Below are 21263 nucleotides of genomic sequence, written 5' to 3' on the forward strand. Positions count from 1 at the left end.
CGACGAATTGAGCGAAGCGAAATGAGATTCCTGCATTCGATGATCCGCGTCTCCGATCCCGGCGCCACTGTTGCATTCTTTCAACTATTGGGCCTCGAAGAGCGGCGGCGAATGGACAATGAGGCCGGGCGCTTCACCCTGATCTTCCTCGGCGTGCCGGACGATGAGGGCGGCGAGGTCGAGCTTACCTATAACTGGGATGAGCAGGGCTATGGCGGCGGCCGCAACTTCGGCCATCTCGCCTACCAGGTCGACGACATCTACGAGACCTGCCGGCGCCTGATGGAGAATGGCGTAACCATCAACCGCCCGCCGCGCGACGGCCGCATGGCCTTCATCCGCTCGCCCGACAGCATTTCGATCGAACTGCTGCAGAAGGGCGAGGAGCTCGCCCCTGCCGAGCCCTGGGCTTCAATGCCCAATAGCGGCGAATGGTAGGCTGGCCCGACCGCCGCTGGCTCGACCTCGTCGGGACCGAGCAGCCGATCGTCCAGGCGCCGATGGCCGGGGCCGGCGGCGTCGAACTGTGCATCGCCGCGATCGAAGGCGGCGCACTCGGCTCGCTGCCGTGCGGAATGCTTTCGCCCGAGCAGGTTCGAGCACAAGTTGCCGAGGTCCGCGCAGGCACGGACCGGCCGTTCAACCTCAACTTCTTCTGTCATCGCATGCCGGACGGTGTGGGCGATGCTGCCTGGCGCGAGCTGCTTCGGCCTTACTATGAGGAATTCGGCGTTCAGCCCTCGAACGGCGGTGCCATGCGTCTCCCGTTCGACGCGGCAATGGCCGAGGTGGTGGAGGAGGTCCGGCCCGCAGTCGTCAGCTTCCACTTCGGCCTGCCCGAACCGTCGCTGCTCGACCGCGTGAAGGCGACCGGTGCCATCGTCATCGGGAATGCGACGACGGTCGAGGAAGCGCTCTGGCTTGATGAGCGCGGCGTCCACGCCGTCATCGCGCAGGGGTTCGAGGCCGGCGGGCACAGCGGGCGCTTCCTCGGCTCCGATCCGGCGGAGGCGCTCGGATTGTTCGCGCTGGTGCCGCAGGCGGCCGACGCGGTGCGCATCCCGGTCATCGCCGCCGGCGGGATCGGGGATGCGCGCGGGATCGCCGCGGCCTTCACGCTCGGAGCGAGCGGGGTCGAAATCGGCACCGCCTACCTTCATTGCCCGGAAGCCGGGATCAGCGATGCCCACCGCCGCAAGCTGCGCGAAGGTCGGACGGTCTTCACCAACCTGCTGAGCGGCGGGCTTGCCCGGGGCGTGCATGGCCGGTTGATCGACGATCTCGGTCCGATCCGTCCGGAGGCGCCGCGCTATCCGCTGGCCAGTGCCGCTTTGGCGCCGATCCGCGCCGCAGCAGAAAAGCGCTGCGAATTCGGTTTCGGCCCGATGTGGGCGGGGCAGGCCGCGCCGCTCGGGCAGGCGCTTCCCGCTGCCGAGCTGACGCGCCAGCTCGGTGCGGACGCGCTGGCGATCCTGGGTCGCGCGGGGTAGGGCGCCAGTCATGGACATCGTCGCGGTCCCGGCCTTCGCCGACAATTATATCTGGATCGTCCATGACGAAGCGAGCGGCGAGACGGCCGTGGTGGACCCGGGCGATGCTGCGCCCGCGCTGGCCGAAGTCGAGCGGCGCGGATGGTCGGTCAGCCAGGTGTGGAACACCCATCACCACTGGGACCACACCGGCGGCAATATCGCGATCAAGCAGGCGACGGGCGCCGTCATCTCGGCTCCCGCCTCCGAGGACATTAAGGCCCGCGACGTCGCGCTGTCCGAAGGGAGCGAATTGCGCATCGGCGAGCATGTCGGGCGGGTGATCGAGATACCCGGCCACACGCTCGGCCACGTCGCGCTGGTGTTCGACGATCCGCGCATGGCGTTCGTCGGCGACACCCTGTTTGCCATGGGCTGCGGCCGCTTGTTCGAAGGCACCGCGGAGCAAATGTTCGATTCGCTTCAGCGCATTATCGCGCTGCCGGAGGATACGGAGCTCTATTGCGGGCACGAATATACGCTCGCCAACGCCCGCTTCGCCGCGCACGCCGAGCCCGACAATCCGGCAATTGCGTCTCGGCTCATCGAAGTCGAACGCCTGCGCCAAGCCGGCGAGATCACGCTTCCGACGACCGTTGCGCAGGAACGTGAAACCAATCCCTTCGTTCGAGCCTCTAACTGGCAGGAATTTGCGCGCCTGCGGTCGGACAAAGACAGCTTCCGTTAAGGCTCGCAGGCGCTCAAAATCGGGCGTAGCTCGGCCCCTAAGGAGGTTGCGATGAGGAAATTTAGCATCCTGCTGACCGCCATATTGGTCAGCTCCTGCATGGGCGGGCCACTGCAGCCCTCGCCAGCGCAGGTCGCGCAATCGCAGGAGAAGTTCGCGAAGCTGACGGCCGGCAAGGTGGCTGGCGCGCCGCTCTCCTGCCTCCCGAGCTTCCGTTCCAGCGACATGGTGGTGATCGACGACGACACGATCGCGTTTCGCAACGGTCCCAGTCAGGTCTACGTCAACCACATGCAGGGCGGCGGGTGCCTGAACCTCGATGGCGGCAGGAACACGCTGGTGACCCGGATACCGGGGCCCAATCTGTGCCGCGGGGACATCGCTCAAGTTGTTGACCTCCCGGCCGGGATCACGGTCGGCAGCTGCGTGTTCGGCGACTTCGTCCCTTACAAGCGAGTTCGCTAGCGCTTGTAGAGCGCTTCGAGCGACTGGCCATAGACCTTGCCGATCACATGACGGCGGATTTTGAGCGACGGGGTCATCTGCTCGTTCTCGATGGTGAACGGCCCGTCCGCAATGATGAAGCGGCGGATGCGTTCGGTCACCGACAAATCGGCGTTGACGCGATCGACCGCGGCTTGAAGCTTTTGCCGGAGATCCGCGGCTGAGGCGATTTCCGAGTCCGCGACCAGCAGCGCGGCAAGGTGCGGCTTGCGGTCGCCATAGACCATCGCCTGGGCGATCTCGGGCTGCAGCGTCAGCATCCCTTCGACCCGCTGCGGCGAGACGTTATCGCCCTTGTCGTTGACGATCAGGTCTTTCTTGCGGTCGGTGATCTTGATCCGGCCCTTGTCGTCGAAATGGCCGATGTCGCCGGTCGCGAGCCAGCCGTCCTTGAGCACCCGCGCACTCTCTTCCTCGTTGCGCCAATAGCCGTGCATCACCAGCTCGCCGCGAACCATGATCTCGCCGTCCTCGGCGATCCTGACCTCGGCGCCCTTGACCGGAGGGCCGACCGTGTCGAGCCGGATTCCCGCGCTCGGCCGGTTGCACGCGATTACCGGCCCGGTCTCGGTCTGGCCATAGCCCTGAAGAAAGGTGATCCCGAGCGACTGGAAGAACATGCCGACCTCCGGATTGAGCGGCGCCCCTCCCGACACCCAGGCCTTCTGGCGTGACCCGATCTTGGCGCGGACCTTCCGTCGCAAGGTGAGCGCCAGGATGCCGTCCATCGGCAGGTTCCACGGCCGTCGTCGCCCCGCGGCCTTGTCGCCGCCGATCTCAAGCGCCCGCGACAGCAGGTATTTGGACAATCCACCGCCGGCCTCGATCGTCTTCATGATCCGCGTCCGCAGCATCTCGAACAGCCGGGGCACGACGACCATGATCGTCGGCTGCACCTCCTCGATGTTGGCAGCGAGCCTCTCGAGGCTCTCGGCGTAATAGATCTGCGCGCCGAGCGCGATCGGGAACATCTGCCCGCCGGTATGCTCATAGGCGTGGCTCGCGGGCAGGAAGGACAGGAACACTTCGTCGTCCCACCCGAAGTCGGTCGAAATGATGTCGGTCGCGCCCTCGAGGTTATGGAGGATCGAACCGTGGTGGAGGCGGACGCCGCGCGGCGCGCCGCCGGTGCCGCTGGTGTATATGAGGCAGGCAAGATCGTCGCGCCCCACCTTGCAAACCTCCCGCAGCAAAGCATCGACGTCCGCTTCGCCCGAGGTCAGCTTCGACCAGCTGTGGCAGCTGACCCAGTCCGGGGCCTGCACGCTGCGCAAGGCCTCGATCGCGATCACATGATGGCAATCATTGGACGTGAGGACGGCCGGGATGAGGTTCTTGGCGAGCTTCTGGTTGGAAACGATCACCGCCCGCGCCCCGGAGTTCTCGAGGATGTGGGTGTGATCGCGCACCGTGTTGGTCGTGTAGGTCGGGACCGTGACGCAGCCCGCGGCCATGATCGCGAGGTCGGCGATCAGCCATTCGGGGCGGTTTTCGCTGACCAGCGCGACACGGTCGCCCGGCCCGAGCCCGATCCGTTTGAAACTCGCCGCCAGTGCGGCCACCTGGCGCGCAGCCTCACGCCAGCTGACCGAGCTCCACTCGCCCTCACGCTTGGCCCACAGGAACGGCGCATCGCCCTTCTCGCTCGCGCGGGTCAGGAACATCGTGACCAGATTGTCGAAGCGTTCGAGCTGGCGGGCCATCGCCGGACTTCTTAGCGGAAAGGATTGCGAGCGCCACACGTCGTGGTAGGCGCTTGATCATGCGTCGGTTCGGTATGTTGCTGTGCGTCCTCGCGCTCGGTCTTGCCTCGTGCATGGCCGCGCCGGCGGCACAGCCGGTCGCGGCGGCGGCTTCGGCGGATTCGCCATTCGTTATCGCCGCCAATCCGCTTGCCGCCCAAGCCGGGCTGAACGTCCTCAAACGCGGCGGCAGCGCGGTCGACGCCGCAATCGCGGTCCAGGCGATGCTGTCGCTGGTCGAGCCGCAAAGCTCGGGCGTCGGCGGCGGCGCCTTCATGACCTATTACGATGGCCGGACCGGCAAGATCACCGTCTACGACGGGCGCGAGGTCGCGCCGGCACAGGCCACCCCAGGGATGTTCCTCGACGCAAGCGGCCAGCCGCTGCCGTTCGACACCGCCGTCGTCAGCGGCCGTGCGACCGGGGTCCCAGGCGCTGTGAAGATGCTCGGGCTCGCACACGACGAGCACGGGGAGCTGCCGTGGCCCACGCTGTTCGGGGACGCCGAGCGCACCGCCGACCAAGGCTTCATCGTCTCGCCCCGGCTCGAGCACATGATCCACGCCGATTTTGCCGAGAATCACGCACCCGACGTGATCGCCTACTTCTCCAAGCCAGACCGCACCTTGCTCAACGCCGGCGACCGCCTGGTCAACAAGCCCTACGCCGACTTCCTCCGCCGCTTGGCCGCGCAGGGGCCGGCCGCACTTTACTCCGGATCGACCGCGGCCAAGATCATCGCCCGGACCCATGCCGCGCCGCTCAGCGGCAGCATGACCATGGCTGACTTGGCGAGCTACCGGCCCATCAAGCGCGAGCCGGTGTGCGGACCGTTCCGCGTGTACATCCTGTGCGCGCCGCCGCCGCCGTCGAGCGGGGTTGGCCTCGTTCAGCTGATGATGCTGCTCGACCGCACCGATATCGCCTCGCGACGGCCGAACGACCCGCAGGCATGGTTCCTGTTCGCCGAGGCGAGCCGGCTGATGTACGCCGACCGCGACAAATATGTCGGCGACCCGGCATTCGTGAAGGTGCCCGTCGCCGGCATGGTCGATGTGGCCTATGTCGCCTCGCGCCGCCATCTGATCGGGACGACGGCGGGAGCCCCGCCCGAGGCGGGCCGGCCGGAGCTGGCCCCGCTGATGGCAGCCGACCGCACGCTGGAGCCGACCGGCACCTCGCATTTCATCGTCCGCGACGCCGCGGGCAACGTCGTCTCGATGACCACCACCGTCGAATCGATCTTCGGCACCGGCCGCATGGTCGACGGCTTCTTCCTCAACAACCAGCTGACCGATTTCTCCTTCTCGCCGGTCGATGCCCAAGGCCGGCCGGTCGCCAATGCGGTCGCCGCGGGCAAGCGCCCGCGCTCGTCGATGGTGCCGACCATCCTGCTCACGCGCGACGGCAAGTTCGCCGGAGCGATCGGCTCCGCCGGCGGCAATGCGATCCTCGCTTATGTCGCCCATTCACTGGTCGCAGCGATCGATTGGAACATGAGCATGCCCGATGCGCTCGCCATGCCGAATCTCGTTGCGCGCGGGTCCAACTTCAACGGCGAAGTGACCAAATTCTCGCCGGAGATTTTGGCGGGCCTCCGCCAACGCGGGATCGACCTCAAGCCCGGCCAGGGCGAGGATTCGGGGCTTACCGGCGTGCTGATCCGCAACGGCCACGTCGACGGCGCGGCCGACCCGCGGCGCGAAGGCGTGATCCTGACCCTGCCGCGCTAGGCGGCGGTGCCGACGAGCTCCGCGATATTGCTCATCCCTTCGCGCTTGAGCCGCGCCGCAAGGCCCTCAGCGATGCGACGGGCGATTCCGGGCCCGTCATAGACCATCGCCGTATACAGCTGGACGAGGCTCGCCCCGGCCCGGATTCGCTCCCACGCATCGTCGATGCTGGCGATTCCTCCGACTCCGATGAGCGCGATCTTGCCGCCCGAGGCCTCGCGGAAGTCGCGCATCGCCGTCAGCGCCAGCGGCTTCAGCGGCGCGCCCGACAACCCGCCTTGCTCGCCCGCATGGCGCGATTTCAGAACAGGCCGTGACACCGTCGTGTTGGCGACGATGATCGCGTCGATGCCATGCTCGATCGCGACTCGGACGATCTGATCCGGCTCGCCCTCGCCGAGGTCGGGGGCGACCTTGAGAAACACCGGCGGGCCGTGCCTTTCGCGCGCTTCGCTCACCGCCTCGAGCAGCGCCCGCAACGCGCCTTCGTCCTGCAGCTGACGCAGGCCCGGCGTGTTGGGCGAGCTGATGTTGATGGTCACATATTTGGCGACGCCGCTCATCGCCTGAACGCCGGCGACGTAATCGGCGATGCGGTCCGTACTGTCCTTGTTGGCGCCGATATTGACGCCGATTATGCCGCGCGAGTGGATGCAATGCCGCAGGCGCAGCCAGGCTTCAGCGTGCCCCTCGTTGTTGAAGCCCAGCCGGTTGATCACCGCGCGATCCTCGGCGAGCCGGAACATCCGTGGCTTCGGATTGCCCGGCTGCGGCTGCGGCGTGATCGTGCCCACTTCCACGAACCCGAAGCCGAGGCCGAGCATATGCTCTGGAACCTCGGCATTCTTGTCGAAGCCGGCGGCGAGCCCCACTGGCGAGGGAAAGTCGAGGCCGGCGATCGTCGTTCGCAGCGATTCCGGAAAGTCCGGCGGCCGGCGCTTGGGCGCGAGCTTCAGCGCCGCGATCGTCGCCCGATGCGCCCGCTCCGCATCGAGCGTGAAGGCGAATGGCCGGATGAACGGATAGAGCGACACGAAATCCGTCTGTCAGGTTGTGTTTTCCGGTGCAAACCCTTAAATCGGAGTGGAAAGCTCCGAATTAGCGATGCGCCTCTCTCATCTTGCCGATTATGCGGTCGTGTTGATGACCGCCGCCGCGCGCTATCCGGCGGGCGCTCGCCTCAGCGCCACCGAACTCGCGGCCGACACCGGCGTTCCGCTTCCTACGACCCAGAAGCTGATGGGCCAGCTTGCCGGCTGCGGCCTGCTAACCAGCGCGCGCGGTGCCGCTGGCGGGTTCGCGCTGGCCCTGCCCGCGGCCGACATCAGCCTGGCCGACATCGTCGAAGCGGTTGAAGGCCCGATCGCGCTCACCCTTTGCTCCGATTCAAACAATCATGAGTGCATTCTCGACGCGCACTGCAGGGTCAAACCGCACATGGGGGTGGTCGGCAATGCCGTGCGCGGAGCCCTGGGCGCGGTTTCACTGACGGAACTCGCCCGATGAACGAGGCCGTCAAGAACCAGGAACTGCGCGACAAGATCGCACAGGACTACGAATGGGGCTTCTCCTCCGACATTGAGCAGGAGTTCGCGCCCAAGGGCCTGAGTGAGGACACGGTCCGCTTCATCTCGGCCAAAAAGGACGAGCCCGAATGGATGCTCGACTGGCGCCTCAAGGCGTACCGCGCCTGGCTCGAGATGGAGGAGGTCAGCTGGGCCAAGCTCGACATCCCCGAAATCGATTATCAGGACGCTTATTATTATGCCGCGCCCAAGGCCAAGCCAAAGCTCGGCAGCCTCGATGAGGTCGATCCCGAGATCCTGCGCGTCTACGAAAAGCTCGGCATCCCGATCGAGGAGCAGAAGGTGCTCGCCGGCGTGGAGGGCGCGCGCAAGGTCGCGGTCGACGCGGTTTTCGACAGTGTCTCCGTCGCCACCACCTTCCGCGAGGAATTGAAGAAGGCCGGAGTCATCTTCCTCTCCATCTCGGAAGCGATCCGCGAATATCCCGACCTGGTGAAGAAGTATCTCGGCAGCGTCGTTCCGCAGCGCGACAATTATTTCGCCTGCCTCAACAGCGCGGTCTTTTCCGACGGCACATTCGTTTACGTGCCCGAGGGCGTCCGCTGCCCGATGGAATTGTCGACCTATTTCCGCATCAATGCCGAGAACACCGGCCAGTTCGAGCGCACTTTGATCGTCGCCGATAAGGGCAGCTACGTCTCCTATCTCGAAGGCTGCACCGCACCGATGCGCGACGAGAACCAGCTCCACGCCGCGGTGGTCGAGATCTTCGCCCACGAGGACGCCGAGGTGAAATACTCCACCGTCCAGAACTGGTATCCGGGCGACAAGGAAGGGCGCGGCGGCATCTTCAATTTCGTGACGAAGCGCGCTCTGTGCTCGGGCGACCGCTCGAAGGTCAGTTGGACCCAGGTCGAGACCGGCTCTGCAATCACCTGGAAATACCCAAGCTGCATCCTCAAGGGCGATGGGAGCGTCGGCGAATTCTATTCGGTCGCGCTGACCAACAACCGCCAGCAGGCCGACACCGGCACCAAGATGATCCACATCGGCGCCAACACGCGCTCGACCATCGTCTCCAAGGGCATCAGCGCGGGCCGCAGCAACAACACCTATCGCGGACTGGTCCGCGTGCTCCCGCGCGCCGAGAACGTCCGCAACTTCACCCAGTGCGATTCGCTGCTGCTGGGCTCAGACTGCGGCGCCCACACCGTGCCCTACATCGAGGTCAAAAACCCGACCGCGCAGATCGAGCACGAAGCGACGACGTCGAAGATCAGCGACGACCAATTGTTCTACGCGATGAGCCGCGGCCTCGACGCCGAAAGCGCGGTGGCGCTGATCGTCAACGGCTTCGCCCGCGAGGTGCTCAAACAGCTCCCGATGGAGTTCGCGGTCGAGGCGCAGAAGCTGCTCGGGATTTCGCTTGAGGGGAGCGTGGGATGAACACAGTTTACGTTGTTCAGCACGTTCGTGACGAGGATGGTCCAGATGAGGACGTCAAAATGATCGGCATCTATTCGTCTCCTGAAACTGCGACGGCAGCGGTAGATCAACTCAAGAGCCAACCGGGGTTTTCAGACTGGCCCGACGGATTTCACGTCGACGCTTATCCCGTCGACAAGGATCATTGGGCTGAAGGCTTTGTGGATTTGTGATGCTGCAGATTGAAAACATCCACGCGACCGTCGCCGACAAGCCGATCCTGAACGGCGTGTCGCTCGCTGTGCCCGCGGGCGAAGTGCACGCGATCATGGGGCCCAACGGCTCGGGAAAGTCGACGCTCGCCTACGTGCTCGCCGGCCGCCCCGGCTATGCGGTGAGCGAGGGCGGCGTGACCTTCCTCGGCCGCGACCTGCTCGCAATGGAGCCGCACGAGCGCGCCGCGGCGGGGCTGTTCCTCGGCTTCCAATATCCGGTCGAAGTCCCCGGCGTATCGATGCTCCAGTTCGTCCGCGAGAGCCTCAACACGCAGCGCCGCGCGCGCGGAGAGCCCGAGCTGTCGGGCGCCGAGTTCATCAAGCTCGCGCGCAGCCAGGCGGAAGCGCTCGGCATGGACGCCGAAATGCTCAAGCGCCCGGTCAACGTCGGCTTTTCCGGCGGCGAGAAGAAGCGGGCCGAGATGGTCCAGATGGGCATCATTAACCCCAAATTCGCAGTGCTCGACGAGACCGACAGCGGTCTCGACATCGATGCGCTCAAAAGCGTCGGCGCGGGCATCAACCGCATCATGCGCGCGCCCGACAAGGGCGTGCTGCTGATCACCCACTACCAGCGCCTGCTCGACTATGTGGAGCCGGACCGGGTGCACGTGCTCCAGGCCGGGCGGATCGTCCGCAGCGGCGGTCCTGAGCTCGCCCATAGCCTGGAACGCGAAGGTTATGCGGAGGCGGCCGCGTGACGAGCGTCCTTCTCGTCCTCGGCTGCATCGCCTTCATGTTCGCGATCTACGGACTTCGCGGCAATCCCGGGCGGGCGGTCGCCGATACGGCGCTCCTCGTCATGTTGATCGGCATCGTCACGATCATCGAGGTCGTGCTCGACCGGTTCGTCGATACCGGCAACACGGGAACTATCATCGTAGTCGCCTGCGCAGCGATGCTTGCGTTGGATGCGCTGTATGGACTGATGGCACCCGAGCGGCAGAAGCAGCGCGACAAGATGCTTCGGCGTCTGATGAAGAGGCGCGCATGACGGCGCCTTTCCCGAGCCTCAAGCAGGAGGAATGGCGCTATGCCGACCTCGATGCTCTCCGACCGGTTTGGCAGCAGTTCGCTGAGCCGCTGACGCTCATTATCGGGCCCGGCGAGAGCTTCGAGAAGATCTGGCTGCCAAGCGATGAAGCGGTGCAGGTGCGGCGCGTCCAGTTAGCGCTCGAAGCCGGAGCGAAAGTACGCATTTTCGTCCTCAACACGGCCTCGGAATATGGACGCATTGAACTCGAAGTATCGCTCGCCGAAGGTGCTGACTTCGAGCTGTATGGCGCCAACATCGGCACCGGCGTTTCGACCAACGAAATTGTCACCAAGGTGAAGCACGTCGGCATCGGCGGACGCTCGCGCCAGGTCGTCCGCAGCGTGCTGAACGGCAAAGCGGTCGGCTCCTACCTCGGCAAGGTCGAGGTCGCGCGCGGCGCTCAGCAGACCGACGCCGAGCAGTCGGTCAAAGCCATGCTGCTCGACCGCGGCGCGACCGCTAACTGCAAGCCCGAGCTCGAAATCTTCGCCGACGACGTGAAATGCGCTCACGGCGCGACCGTCGGCGAGCTCGATCCAATGCAGCTCTTCTACGCCGAAAGCCGCGGCCTCGATCCCGCCAGCGCCCGCGCGCTGCTGCTCGAAGGCTTCGTCATGGGCCTGTGGGATAGCGCCGAGGATGCCGACGCGATCTGCACTGCGGCACGCGAAGCCTTGCGAAGGGTTGTATGAACGCGCCCACCCGCATCAACTCGGCGCTGAGCGTCCGCGGCCAGTTCCCGGCGATCGTCGGCTGGCATTATCTCGACAGCGCCGCGACCGCGCAGAAGCCGCAGGCGGTGATCGACGCGATCACGCAGGCTTACTCTCGCGACTACGCCACCGTTCACCGCGGCGTGTACGAGCGCTCGGCCAGCATGACCGCAAGCTACGAGGCCGCGCGCGAAGCCGCATCCAACCTGATCGGCGGCCAGCCGAACGAGCTCGTCTTCACCCGCGGCGCGACCGAGGCGATCAATCTCGTCGCGCGCTCGCTGCCGAAGGAGGGCCGCAACCGCGTGTTGCTCTCCCAGCTCGAGCATCACAGCAACATCGTCCCGTGGCAGCTCGCCGGTTACGAAATCGACGCCGTGCCGCTCACGCCCGACGGGCAGATCGATCTCGACGCGGCCGAGGCAATGCTGACCGAACGGCATCGCGTGGTCGCGTTCGCGCACGTGTCGAACGTGCTCGGCTCGGTGCTCGACGCCAGGCGTGCCGCCGAGATCGCGCATTCCAAGGGCGCGCTGCTGCTGCTGGACGGCTGCCAGGCCGTGCCGCGCGTGCCGGTCGACGTCGCCGCGATCGGCGCCCACTTCTACGCTTTCTCCGCGCACAAGCTCTACGGCCCGACCGGCATCGGCTGCCTGTGGGGCCGCGCCGAGCTGCTGCAGGCACTGCCGCCGTGGCAGGGCGGCGGCGCGATGATCGAGAAGGTGACGTTCGCGGAAACCACCTTCCTCGACCCGCCGGCTCGGTTCGAGGCTGGAACGCCGCACATTGTCGGCGCCGTCGGCCTCCACGCCGCCGTCAACTGGGTCGAGAAGCTGTCGCTCGACGCGATTCACGCGCACGAATGCGCGCTCGTCGCCGAGACCCGCGCAGCTCTGTCGAGGATGCCCGGCGTCACCCTCTACGGCCCCGAGGACAGCGCCGGAATCGTCAGCTTCAACGTCGACGGGGTTCATCCCCACGACACCGCCACCATATTGGACGATGCGGGCGTCGCTGTCCGCGCCGGCCACCATTGCGCGCAGCCCTTGATGCGATGGCTCGGCGTCGAGGCGACGGCGCGGGCGAGCTTCGCGGCGCACAGCGACAGCTCGGACATCGCGGCACTGGTGCGTGGGATCGAGCAAGTGAAGCGGATCTTTTCGGCATGAACGAGGAGCGCAAGATCGAGACCGAAGAAGTGGCGGCCGTCGCTCCGCCGCCGCGCGCCCGCGTGCCCGACAGCGTCCAGCGCAAGCGCGACTATCTCGCGGGGTTCCTCGCGGGAGAGGCGCCGGAAGAGTCGAACGGCGGCCCTGGAAGCGACCGCCAGGCCGACATCGTCGAGGCGCTGAAGTCGATCTATGACCCTGAGATTCCAGTGGATATTTACGAGCTGGGGCTGATCTACGACGTCGAGGTCAGCGAGGACGGTGACGCGGTGATCACTATGACGCTGACGACGCCGCACTGCCCCGTCGCCGAATCGCTGCCGCAGGAAGTCGAGCTGCGCGCGCTGTCGGTGCCCGGCATCCGCGACGCCGTCGTCAACCTCGTGTGGGACCCGCCGTGGGACCCTTCGAAGATGAGCGACGAGGCCAGACTAGAATTGGGAATGCTGTGAACAAGGAAACGAAACTTCGCGCCCGCCCTGCTGCGATCAATCTCACTGCGGCGGCCGAAGCCCGCATCGCCGAGCTGATGAGCCGCGCCCCCGAAGGCGCGATCGGCGTAAAGCTGTCGACGCCGCGGCGCGGCTGCTCGGGCCTCGCATATTCGGTGGATTACGTGGAGGAGGAGCAGGCCTTCGATGAGAAGATCGAAACTCCCGGCGGCACCTTCTATGTCGACGGCGCTTCGATCCTCTATCTGATCGGCTCGATGATGGACTGGAGCGAGGACGATTTCGCCGCTGGCTTCACGTTCAACAACCCCAACGCCAAGGGCGCCTGCGGCTGCGGCGAGAGCTTTACGGTTTAGCCGCCGCGCCCGGACCCGCACCCTGCTGCGCCAGCTCCCCAAAGTCCGCCGACTCTGCCTTTGAATTCCGAACCCGCGAGGAGTATGATCGGGCGATAAGGAGGCAGCCATGCGCCTGTTGGTCCTTGCTCTTGTTCTTTCCGCTAGCATCTCTGCTTCCGGGGTTCCGGCCATGCCCGCCAATTCACCCCCGGAGGTCGTGATTCCCTCTGACCGTACCGTCGGCAGCGGGGGTGTGATCGATCCTAACGGTCCCTTTAGCAGCGTCTGCCCCCCGACCAGCCGCTACGAGGCCGCGCGCCGCGGCGGGAAGCTTCCGCCGAGCCTGCTGACCGAGCTTCCGGGCGCCGACATGTACAATGCGGTTTATCGAAAGGTCGGCGGCTGTGAGGTGCCAATGATCGTCCGCTACGATGTCGGCGGGACAACCAGCGGGAACCGCCGTTAGCGCCAGCGTTCAACCACCGCCGGAAGGGGTAATTCGGCCATGTCACGCACCGCGTCGCTCATTTTCGCGATGGTCGTCTACGCGATCTTCTTCGCGACCTTCCTTTATCTCATCGTCTTCGTCGGCGACTTGAGCTTCGGCACGCGGACGGTCGACGTCGGGCCGGCGGCGCCGCCGCTCGTCGCCGCGCTGATCGACGTGGCTTTGATCGCTCTGTTCGGCGTCCAGCACAGCGTGATGGCAAGGCCCCGCTTCAAGGCCTGGTGGACGAAGATCGTCCCCAAGCCGATCGAGCGCAGCGTCTACGTGCTCGCGGCAAGCATCGCGCTGATGATCCTGTTCCGCTTCTGGCGGCCGATCGACGCGATCGTGTGGGACGTGCGCGGCCCGGGCCTGTCCCAGCTCATCTGGCTCCTGTTCTGGGCCGGCTGGGCGATGGTCCTCATAAGCACCTTCCTGATCAACCATTTCGAGCTGTTCGGCGTGCAGCAGGCCTGGCTCCATTGCTGGGGCCGCGAATGCGGCGAGCCGGAATTGCGCCAGCCGTTCTTCTACAAATGGATTGCCCATCCGCTCTATTCGGGCTTCTTCCTGGCCTTCTGGGCTGCGCCGCAAATGACGGTTGGGCACCTGCTCCTTGCCGCCGGCGTATCGCTCTACATGCTGGTCGCCATCCGCTACGAGGAGCGCGACCTCGCCAACCTGTTCGGCCAGGATTACCGCAACTACCGCGCGGGAGTCGGCATGCTCATCCCGCGATTCGGTCGCAAACCCGCCGCCTGAGGACCTTACGATCCCGGCCGGAAGCCGCTACGGCGCGGGTCGCCCTATGGACTCGCGCTTCGCCCACATCCGCGACTGGATCTTCGACCTCGACAATTGCCTCTACCCGGCGAACAGCCGCCTGTTCGACCTCATCGACCAGCGGATGACGGCCTACATCGAGCGGCTGCTCGACGTCGACGCGACCGAGGCCCGACGGGTGCAGAAGATGCACTTCCATGGGTCCGGGACGACGCTCGCCGGGCTGATGAAGCATCACAATGTCGATCCGCATCATTTCATGGGCGAGGTCCACGACATTCCTCTCGATCGCGTTGCTCGCGACGATCGCCTGATCACCGCGCTGACCCGCCTCCCCGGCCGCAAGTTCATCCATACCAACGGCAATGCCGACTATGCGTGGAAGGTGCTCGACCGTCTCGGCGTCGGGGCCGAGATTGACCACCTCCACGACATCTTCGCGGCGGACCTGACGCCGAAGCCCGAGCTTCACGGCTACCGCAAGCTGCTCGATCAGTTCGAGATCGATCCGGCAAGCGCGGCGATGGTCGAGGACATGGTCCGCAATCTCGCGCCGGCCAAAGCGCTTGGGATGACCACGGTGTGGGTCGACAACGGGTCGGAGCGCGGCAATCACGGCTATGAGGAAGCGATTGTCGACTATCGCATTACTGACGTCGGCGAATGGCTCGAGACGATCCTGGGGGACGAAGAATGAGTGAAGCGCTGCAGGAGGTCATCGACCGCGCGTGGGACGAGCGCGATGCAATCAGTCCGACGACCAGGGGCGAAGTCCGCCAGGCCATCGACACGGCAATCGCTGCCCTCGACAGCGGCGAAGCGCGCATCGCCGAGCCGAGCGGCGACGGCTGGATCGTCCACCAATGGCTCAAGAAGGCCGTGCTGCTGTCGTTCCGCCTCAACCCGATGGAAGCCATCGCCGGCGGTCCGGGCGGCGCGCATTGGTGGGACAAGGTGCCGTCCAAGTTCGCCGGCTGGGGCGAGAAGGAGTTTGCCGCCGCAGGCTTCCGCTCGGTGCCCGGCGCAATCGTCCGCCGCGGCGCCTATGTCGCGCCTGGGGCCGTCCTGATGCCGAGCTTCGTCAACATCGGCGCGCGGGTCGGCGAAGGGGCGATGATCGACACCTGGGCGACGGTCGGCAGCTGCGCGCAGATCGGCCGCAACGTCCATATCTCGGGCGGCGCCGGGATCGGCGGCGTGCTCGAGCCGCTGCAGGCCGGGCCGGTGATCATCGAGGACGATTGCTTCGTCGGCGCGCGTTCCGAGGTGGCCGAAGGTGTGCTGGTTAAGCGCGGCTCGGTGCTGTCGATGGGCGTCTTCCTTGGCGCCTCGACCAAGATCGTCGACCGCGCCACCGGCGAAGTCCATTACGGCCGCGTCCCCGCTTATTCGGTCGTCGTTCCCGGCGCGCTCCCAGCCAAGGATGGCGGCCCGAGCCTGGCCTGCGCAGTCATCGTCAAGCGCGTCGACGAGCGCACCCGGTCCAAGACCAGCATCAACGAGCTGTTGCGGGATTAGTCATTGCGAGGAGCCGAAGGCGACGCGGCAATCCAGTTCCGCCGCTGGATTGCATCGCTTCGCTCGCAATGACGATACTTGCATAAGCTGAGCTTATCGCCCCAGTCAGGGCATTTGTTGGCTGCGCTTATGGCCCAACGGCTATTACGCCATTGCCATGAGACCGACCCTCCCCACCGAGTTCGAGCGCAATTGCGCGGACGCCGCCGGCGCGCCGGATGTCTACGGCGAGCCCATGATCCGCACGCAAATGGACAAGGGCGACTGGACCATATTGGTCACGCTGGCCGTGATCTGGGGCGGCGCCTTCCTGTTCATCGGGGTCGCGGTCCGCCACGTCCCGCCGCTGACCTACGTCTGGCTGCGCCTCAGCATCGCCGCCATCGCGATGTGGCTGTTCCTCAAGGTCCGCCGCCAGCCGCTCGGGCTTCCGCGCCATGTGTGGGGGTCGATCCTGCTGCTCGCGCTGCTCAACAATGCTTTGCCGTTCACCTTGTTCGGCTGGGGCCAGACCCATATCGCCAGCGGGCTCGCCGCGATCCTCAACGCGACAACCCCGATCTGGGGCGTGATCGTCGCCCATTTCCTGACGCGCGACGAGCGGATGACCCCGCGCAAGATCGCCGGCGTCCTGCTCGGCGTTGGCGGCGTGGTGACGATGATCGGCCCGACCCTGCTCGCGAACATCGGCACGGACGCGGTCGCCCAGCTTGCCTGCATCACCGCATCGTTCAGCTATGCGCTGGCCGCGGTCTGGGCCCGCCGCTTCAAGCGGCTCGGCCTGTCGCCGATGTCGGTGACGACCGGACAGCTGACCGCCGGCGCCGCGATCATGCTGCCGATGGCGCTGATCGTCGACCAGCCGTGGACCCATCCTTTCCCGCCACTCAGCGCGTGGGGAGCGATCGTCGCGCTGGCGCTGATGTGCACCGCGTTCGGCTACGTGCTCTATTTCAAGCTGATCGATTCGGCGGGTGCGACCAATGCGCTGCTGGTGACCCTGCTCGTCCCGCCGGTTGCGATCCTGCTCGGCACAGTATTTCTCGGCGAGGTCCTCGCGCCGCAGGATTTCGCCGGCCTCGCCCTGATCGCGCTCGGACTCGCGGCGATCGACGGGCGGCTGCTCAGCGCGGTTTCGCGGCGGCGCCGGCTTCGGCCAGCAGCTTAGCGGCTTCGGCGCTCGTCCAGTCGAGGTCGCCGACGTAGCGCCACACTTCGTTGCCGTCAGCATCGTAAAGGATCGAGGTCGGAAGCACGGTGTCCGGCCCAAGCGCGCCGGACAATGCCATCCTGTCATCCTGATAGGCGCCGAGGTCCTGGATCTTGAGCTTGGCGAGGAAGGCCTGGACCGAGGCGTGCGGCCCCGAATCCTGGCTGACCGCGATCACGCCGAGCTGGCCGTCGTCGCGGTGGGCGGCGGCGAGCTTGTCGAGCTTCGGCAATTCCTTGACGCAGGGCGCGCACCAGCTCGCCCACAGGTTCACCAGCACTGGCACACCCTTGAATCTGGCGATACTGATGTCGCCGCCATCGGGGTTCTTGAACACGGCGTCGGGTGCGGGCTGTCCGTGATGGCTGCGGTCGACACCCTTGACCGGGCCGGCTTCGGGAGCGGACGCGGTTTCGTTCGCAGGCTCGGGCGCCTTGGGTGCCGGCTTTTGGCAGCCGGCGAGCGCGACCAGCGCCCAAAGGATCAGGGGAAAGCGCATGGCGGCCCGCTAGCGCATCCGCTGGCGGTCAGCTAGTCGGAGCGGGTGACGGTATCGCGCGCACTCCTCGTCCTTGCCTTGCTCGGGCTCGCGAGCTGCGGGCGCGTTTCCCAGCTCGAGCCGGCCAAGGGCCAGTCGCTGCCGGTGAAGCCGCTGCTGGCACGGACGACGCCTAGCGCCGACGACCTGCTGACGCCGCCGACCTATGCCCGGCCCGACCGCGTCGACGAGCTGATGAAGCGCTCGACGGCGCGCACGGTCGACCCGTTCGACCTGCCGCCACCGACTGGCGGCGCGGCGCCGGCCCAGCCCGCCGGAACCGACCCGACACCCGTCACCAACGAAACCGGACCCGTGGCCCCCCAATGACCAATCGCGTACGCAAGGCCGTCTTTCCCGTCGCCGGCCTCGGCACCCGGCTGCTGCCCGCGACCAAGACCATGCCCAAAGAGATGCTGACGATCGTCGATCGCCCGCTGATCCAATATGCGGTCGACGAGGCGCGCGCGGCGGGGATCGAGCAGATGATCTTCGTCACCGGCCGCGGCAAATCCACCCTCGTCGACTATTTCGACACCGCGTTCGAGCTCGAGGCGACGCTTCGCGACAAGGGCAAGAGCCTCGACGCGCTGGCCCCGTCGCGGGCCCAGATCGGCGAGATCGTCACCGTTCGCCAGCAGCAGCCGCTCGGCCTCGGCCATGCGGTATGGTGCGCGCGCGAGATTGTCGGCGACGAGCCGTTCGCGGTGATCCTCCCCGACGATCTGATGGTCCCCGGAGCGCTCAAGCCAATGGTCGAGGCTTGGGAGCAGCTCGGCGGCAACCTGGTCGCGACCGAAGAGGTACCGGCCGACAAGACCGGGTCCTACGGCATCATCACGCCTGGCGGCACAAGCGGCGCGGTGACTGAGGTCCGCGGGCTGGTCGAAAAACCGGCGCCCAACGAGGCGCCGTCGCGCCTGGGCGTCATCGGCCGCTACATCCTTCAGCCGCAGGTGTTCGCGATTCTCGACCGGGGCGAGACCGGGGCGGGGGGCGAGATCCAGCTCACCGACGCCATGGCCAGGCTGATCGGCGAGCAGCCGTTCCACGCGCTGAAGGTCGATTCGGTCCGTCACGACTGCGGCGACAAGGCCGGTTTCGTGATCGCCAACCTCGCGCTGGCGCTGAAGCACGAAGATATCGGCGAGAAGGTCCGCGACGCGCTGTCGCGGCTCTGATCACGCCTCCAGTTCGACGTCCCAGTAGAGATAATCGCGCCAACTCGCGTGGAGGTAGTTGGGCGGAAAGGCGCGCCCATGTTCCTGCAGCTGCCAGCTGGTCGGCCGGATCGGGTCGCGGTGCGGGTGCATGTGGGCCTCGTAGGGCGTCCTGCCGCCCTTGCGCAGGTTGCACGGCGCGCAGGCGGTCGCGACATTCTCCCACGTCGTCCGCCCACCTTGTGCGCGCGGCACCACGTGATCGAACGTCAGCTCCCGGCGCGAGCCGCAATAAACGCAGCTGAATTTGTCGCGCAGGAACAGGTTGAACCGCGTGAACGCCGGATATTCGTTGGGTCGAACGAACTGCCGCAGAGCGATCACCGACGGCAGCTTCAGCGCCCGGCTCGGCGAGTGCACTTCGCGCTCGTAATGCGCGACCACGTCGACGCGCTCGAGGAACATCGCCTTGACCGCGGTCTGCCACGGCCACAGCGACAGCGGGTAGTAAGACAGCGGAGTGTAGTCGGCGTTGAGCACCAGCGCCGGGCAGCTATCGGGATGTCGGATCAGCTCGGGGTGATACACGTGGACGCGCAAGCCTTTCGTTCGGTGGTCCGAACTCCAGCTCCCCGGCCTCGTCGCACGCAAGGAGGAGAGGGCCTCGGCCCGTCTTCCCTTGTGACGCATCGGATGCCAACCCGATGTGACAAATTGAGGAATCGGGGATTGCGGACGGTGCGTCAAGTCTCGTTCGGGCCACACTCGCAATGATTGTGACGCGCTTCGCGCCGTCGCCGACCGGGCGGCTGCACCTCGGCCATGCGTTCAGCGCGGTGCTCGGGCACTGGGTAGCGCGTGGCCAAGGCGGCCAATTCCGGCTCAGGATCGAGGATCTCGACCAGACGCGCTGCCGCCCGGAGTTCGTCGACGGCATCTATGAGGACCTGCGCTGGCTCGGTCTCGATTGGGACGGGGACGTCCTCATCCAGTCGCAGCGCACCGCGGAATATGAAGCCGCGCTCGACCGCTTGAAATCGCTGCGTCTCGTCTTCGCCTGCTTCTGCACGCGCGCCGATCTCGCCCAGGCGCTGACGGCGCCGCATGGCGACGCCATGGCTTCCTATCCCGGGACCTGCCGCTACCTGCCCAACGACCCTGAACGCCGCGCTTCGACCCCGCATTGCTGGCGGCTGGATTCGCAGAAGGCGCTCGATCTGGCCGGGCTGCCGGCGTGGGTCGAATCCGATGCGCGCGTGCTTTCCGCGATGCCAGGCGACATCGGCGACGTCATCCTCGCCCGCAAGGACGCGCCGGCCGCTTACCACCTCGCCTGCGTGGTAGACGACGCGGCAAGCGGCGTGACCATGGTCGTCCGCGGCGAGGACCTGCGCCCCTCGACCCCCATCCAGCGCCTGCTCCAGAACCTGCTCGGCATCGACCAGCCCGCCTATCTCCACCACGCGCTGATCGGCCATGCCGACGGGCGTCGCCTGGCGAAACGCGACCAAGCGCCGACGCTGGCCGCGATGCGCGAGGACGGCGTCGACGGGCTCGCGCTCGCCGACGACCTTCGCGCCGGCGAGCTTCCGCTTGGTTTCGCTTTCCTTGACGCCTAAGGCCGCGCGATGCGCTGGCCGCTCCTGATCCTCCTCGTGCTCGCCATGGGCGCCACCGCTTACGTCCTGGTGCGCGGAGTCATGAACATGGCCTCGGGCAAGGACCTGACCGGCGAGCAATCGCAGAAATGGATGCAGCGCCGCGTCCTGTTCCAGGGGCTCGCGGTGGTCATCGTCATCCTGCTGCTCGTGGTCGCGGGCTCGTCCGGCCGCTGATCGGCGCCCTTGGTCAAGCTCAACAAGATCTACACGCGGACGGGCGACGCCGGCGACACCGGCCTCGCCGATGGCTCGCGCATCGCCAAGGATCACCCGCGCGCTCAGGCGATTGGCGACGTCGACGAAGCCAATTCCGCGATCGGCGTGGCGCTCGGCGAGGTCAGGGATGCGGACGTGCGGGCGATGCTCGGCGCAATCCAGAACGAGCTGTTCGATCTCGGTGCCGACCTCGCGACCCCGGGCGAGGACTTCGCGCCGAGCGAGATGACGCTGCGCATCGTCCAGTCGCAGATCGACCGGCTCGAGCGCGAGATCGACCAGCTGAACGAGGGGCTGGAGCCGCTGCGCAGCTTCATCCTCCCGGCTGGGCCGGGCGGGACGGCTGAGCTGCATCTTGCCCGCGCGATCGTTCGCCGCGCCGAACGAAGCGCGGTTGCCGCGTCACGCGGGGTGGCGCTCAACCCCCTCGCGCTCATCTACCTCAACCGGCTGTCGGATTTCCTGTTCGTCGCCGCGCGTTTCGTCGCCGCCCAGCATGGCGGAGACAGCCTGTGGCAACCGGGCGCCACCCGGACGTAGGTCAGGCGACACAATAGCCG

Annotated in this window: 28 protein-coding genes; 24 read left to right on the forward strand and 4 right to left on the reverse strand. The window is 66.4% G+C overall.

Annotated features, from left to right (window positions below):
- Positions 1 to 21: 21 nt before the first annotated feature.
- From N539_RS0107515 to N539_RS15975, 4 genes are read left to right on the forward strand one after another with little or no spacing between them, the layout of a single operon-like run.
- Positions 22 to 438, forward strand: a complete 417-nt coding sequence (locus N539_RS0107515; protein WP_028969779.1) for a VOC family protein — start codon at positions 22 to 24, stop codon at positions 436 to 438.
- The gene (locus N539_RS0107520; protein WP_028969780.1) at positions 432 to 1490 is read left to right on the forward strand and encodes an NAD(P)H-dependent flavin oxidoreductase; all 1059 of its coding nucleotides are present in this window, start codon (positions 432 to 434) and stop codon (positions 1488 to 1490) included. The genes N539_RS0107515 and N539_RS0107520 overlap by 7 nt, the downstream gene beginning before the upstream one ends.
- 10 nt (positions 1491 to 1500) lie before the next feature.
- Positions 1501 to 2217 carry a hydroxyacylglutathione hydrolase gene (gene gloB / locus N539_RS0107525; RefSeq protein ID WP_028969781.1) on the forward strand — a complete coding sequence of 239 codons (717 nt, stop codon included), beginning with the start codon at positions 1501 to 1503 and terminating at the stop codon, positions 2215 to 2217.
- A gap of 51 nt (positions 2218 to 2268) precedes the next feature.
- The gene (locus N539_RS15975) at positions 2269 to 2682 is read left to right on the forward strand and encodes a hypothetical protein (RefSeq protein ID WP_156029824.1); all 414 of its coding nucleotides are present in this window, start codon (positions 2269 to 2271) and stop codon (positions 2680 to 2682) included.
- Here N539_RS15975 and N539_RS0107535 read toward each other — a convergent pair.
- The gene (locus tag N539_RS0107535) at positions 2679 to 4424 is read right to left on the reverse strand and encodes an AMP-dependent synthetase/ligase (protein WP_028969782.1); all 1746 of its coding nucleotides are present in this window, start codon (positions 4422 to 4424) and stop codon (positions 2679 to 2681) included. The two genes, N539_RS15975 and N539_RS0107535, sit on opposite strands and share 4 nt — an antisense overlap.
- A 59-nt stretch (positions 4425 to 4483) precedes the next feature.
- Here N539_RS0107535 and N539_RS0107540 point away from each other — a divergent pair, with 59 nt between their 5' ends.
- Positions 4484 to 6196, forward strand: coding sequence for a gamma-glutamyltransferase family protein (locus tag N539_RS0107540; RefSeq protein WP_028969783.1), 1713 nt, complete (start codon positions 4484 to 4486; stop codon positions 6194 to 6196).
- Here the strand turns inward: N539_RS0107540 and N539_RS0107545 are convergent.
- Complete coding sequence (locus N539_RS0107545) at positions 6193 to 7230, reverse strand: quinone-dependent dihydroorotate dehydrogenase (RefSeq protein WP_028969784.1); 1038 nt, start codon at positions 7228 to 7230, stop codon at positions 6193 to 6195. The genes N539_RS0107540 and N539_RS0107545 overlap by 4 nt on opposite strands.
- 70 nt (positions 7231 to 7300) lie before the next feature.
- Between N539_RS0107545 and N539_RS0107550 the strand changes: the two genes are divergently transcribed.
- The 14 genes from N539_RS0107550 to N539_RS0107615 all read left to right on the forward strand — a co-directional run bounded on the left by N539_RS0107550 (position 7301) and on the right by N539_RS0107615 (position 17086).
- Positions 7301 to 7702, forward strand: a complete 402-nt coding sequence (locus tag N539_RS0107550; RefSeq protein WP_028969785.1) for an RrF2 family transcriptional regulator — start codon at positions 7301 to 7303, stop codon at positions 7700 to 7702.
- A complete protein-coding gene (sufB, locus tag N539_RS0107555; protein ID WP_028969786.1) occupies positions 7699 to 9168 on the forward strand; it encodes a Fe-S cluster assembly protein SufB in 1470 nt (489 codons plus the stop codon). The genes N539_RS0107550 and sufB overlap by 4 nt, the downstream gene beginning before the upstream one ends.
- Positions 9165 to 9380 (forward strand): DUF7336 domain-containing protein, encoded by a 216-nt coding sequence (locus N539_RS0107560; protein ID WP_028969787.1) that lies wholly within the window; start codon positions 9165 to 9167, stop codon positions 9378 to 9380. Before sufB ends, N539_RS0107560 begins: the two co-directional genes overlap by 4 nt.
- On the forward strand, positions 9380 to 10123 hold the full coding sequence (gene sufC, locus N539_RS0107565) for a Fe-S cluster assembly ATPase SufC (protein WP_028969788.1): 744 nt from the start codon (positions 9380 to 9382) through the stop codon (positions 10121 to 10123). Before N539_RS0107560 ends, sufC begins: the two co-directional genes overlap by 1 nt.
- Positions 10120 to 10416: a hypothetical protein gene (locus tag N539_RS0107570; RefSeq protein ID WP_028969789.1), complete on the forward strand. Its 297-nt coding sequence runs from the start codon at positions 10120 to 10122 to the stop codon at positions 10414 to 10416. The genes sufC and N539_RS0107570 overlap by 4 nt, the downstream gene beginning before the upstream one ends.
- Positions 10413 to 11150 (forward strand): SufD family Fe-S cluster assembly protein, encoded by a 738-nt coding sequence (locus N539_RS0107575; protein ID WP_028969790.1) that lies wholly within the window; start codon positions 10413 to 10415, stop codon positions 11148 to 11150. The genes N539_RS0107570 and N539_RS0107575 overlap by 4 nt, the downstream gene beginning before the upstream one ends.
- Positions 11147 to 12340, forward strand: coding sequence for a cysteine desulfurase (locus N539_RS0107580; protein ID WP_028969791.1), 1194 nt, complete (start codon positions 11147 to 11149; stop codon positions 12338 to 12340). Before N539_RS0107575 ends, N539_RS0107580 begins: the two co-directional genes overlap by 4 nt.
- Complete coding sequence (locus tag N539_RS0107585) at positions 12337 to 12792, forward strand: SUF system Fe-S cluster assembly protein (RefSeq protein WP_028969792.1); 456 nt, start codon at positions 12337 to 12339, stop codon at positions 12790 to 12792. The genes N539_RS0107580 and N539_RS0107585 overlap by 4 nt, the downstream gene beginning before the upstream one ends.
- Positions 12789 to 13148 (forward strand): HesB/IscA family protein, encoded by a 360-nt coding sequence (locus N539_RS0107590; RefSeq protein WP_028969793.1) that lies wholly within the window; start codon positions 12789 to 12791, stop codon positions 13146 to 13148. The genes N539_RS0107585 and N539_RS0107590 overlap by 4 nt, the downstream gene beginning before the upstream one ends.
- Positions 13149 to 13257: 109 nt before the next feature.
- Positions 13258 to 13596 carry a hypothetical protein gene (locus N539_RS15980; RefSeq protein WP_156029825.1) on the forward strand — a complete coding sequence of 113 codons (339 nt, stop codon included), beginning with the start codon at positions 13258 to 13260 and terminating at the stop codon, positions 13594 to 13596.
- A 39-nt stretch (positions 13597 to 13635) separates the two neighbouring features.
- Positions 13636 to 14379 (forward strand): methanethiol S-methyltransferase, encoded by a 744-nt coding sequence (gene mddA, locus N539_RS0107600; RefSeq protein ID WP_028969795.1) that lies wholly within the window; start codon positions 13636 to 13638, stop codon positions 14377 to 14379.
- Positions 14380 to 14425: 46 nt separating this feature from the next.
- Positions 14426 to 15097, forward strand: a complete 672-nt coding sequence (locus N539_RS0107605; protein WP_028969796.1) for a pyrimidine 5'-nucleotidase — start codon at positions 14426 to 14428, stop codon at positions 15095 to 15097.
- Positions 15094 to 15918: a 2,3,4,5-tetrahydropyridine-2,6-dicarboxylate N-succinyltransferase gene (dapD, locus tag N539_RS0107610; RefSeq protein WP_028969797.1), complete on the forward strand. Its 825-nt coding sequence runs from the start codon at positions 15094 to 15096 to the stop codon at positions 15916 to 15918. The genes N539_RS0107605 and dapD overlap by 4 nt, the downstream gene beginning before the upstream one ends.
- A 157-nt stretch (positions 15919 to 16075) precedes the next feature.
- Positions 16076 to 17086: a DMT family transporter gene (locus tag N539_RS0107615; protein WP_197018370.1), complete on the forward strand. Its 1011-nt coding sequence runs from the start codon at positions 16076 to 16078 to the stop codon at positions 17084 to 17086.
- Here the strand turns inward: N539_RS0107615 and N539_RS0107620 are convergent.
- A complete protein-coding gene (locus N539_RS0107620) occupies positions 17043 to 17627 on the reverse strand; it encodes a TlpA family protein disulfide reductase (RefSeq protein WP_051531617.1) in 585 nt (194 codons plus the stop codon). The genes N539_RS0107615 and N539_RS0107620 overlap by 44 nt on opposite strands.
- Positions 17628 to 17672: 45 nt before the next feature.
- On the opposite strand from N539_RS0107620, the gene N539_RS15985 reads away from it, so the two are divergent.
- The gene (locus N539_RS15985; RefSeq protein ID WP_231462954.1) at positions 17673 to 17996 is read left to right on the forward strand and encodes a hypothetical protein; all 324 of its coding nucleotides are present in this window, start codon (positions 17673 to 17675) and stop codon (positions 17994 to 17996) included.
- A complete protein-coding gene (locus tag N539_RS0107630; protein ID WP_028969800.1) occupies positions 17993 to 18847 on the forward strand; it encodes a UTP--glucose-1-phosphate uridylyltransferase in 855 nt (284 codons plus the stop codon). The genes N539_RS15985 and N539_RS0107630 overlap by 4 nt, the downstream gene beginning before the upstream one ends.
- Here the strand turns inward: N539_RS0107630 and N539_RS0107635 are convergent, their stop codons facing one another.
- Positions 18848 to 19414, reverse strand: a complete 567-nt coding sequence (locus N539_RS0107635) for an HNH endonuclease (protein WP_028969801.1) — start codon at positions 19412 to 19414, stop codon at positions 18848 to 18850.
- Between the two features lie 182 nt (positions 19415 to 19596).
- On the opposite strand from N539_RS0107635, the gene gluQRS reads away from it, so the two are divergent.
- The 3 genes from gluQRS to N539_RS0107650 are packed head-to-tail and all read left to right on the forward strand — an operon-like array spanning position 19597 to position 21243.
- Complete coding sequence (gluQRS, locus tag N539_RS0107640; RefSeq protein ID WP_037552551.1) at positions 19597 to 20445, forward strand: tRNA glutamyl-Q(34) synthetase GluQRS; 849 nt, start codon at positions 19597 to 19599, stop codon at positions 20443 to 20445.
- A 9-nt stretch (positions 20446 to 20454) separates the two neighbouring features.
- Positions 20455 to 20661, forward strand: coding sequence for a twin transmembrane helix small protein (locus tag N539_RS0107645; protein ID WP_028969803.1), 207 nt, complete (start codon positions 20455 to 20457; stop codon positions 20659 to 20661).
- Between the two features lie 9 nt (positions 20662 to 20670).
- Positions 20671 to 21243 carry a cob(I)yrinic acid a,c-diamide adenosyltransferase gene (locus N539_RS0107650; protein WP_028969804.1) on the forward strand — a complete coding sequence of 191 codons (573 nt, stop codon included), beginning with the start codon at positions 20671 to 20673 and terminating at the stop codon, positions 21241 to 21243.
- The last annotated feature ends 20 nt before the right edge of the window (positions 21244 to 21263 follow it).

Origin of the sequence: Sphingomonas sp. URHD0057 (genome assembly GCF_000620665.1) — a bacterium.
Lineage (GTDB): Bacteria > Pseudomonadota > Alphaproteobacteria > Sphingomonadales > Sphingomonadaceae > Sphingomicrobium.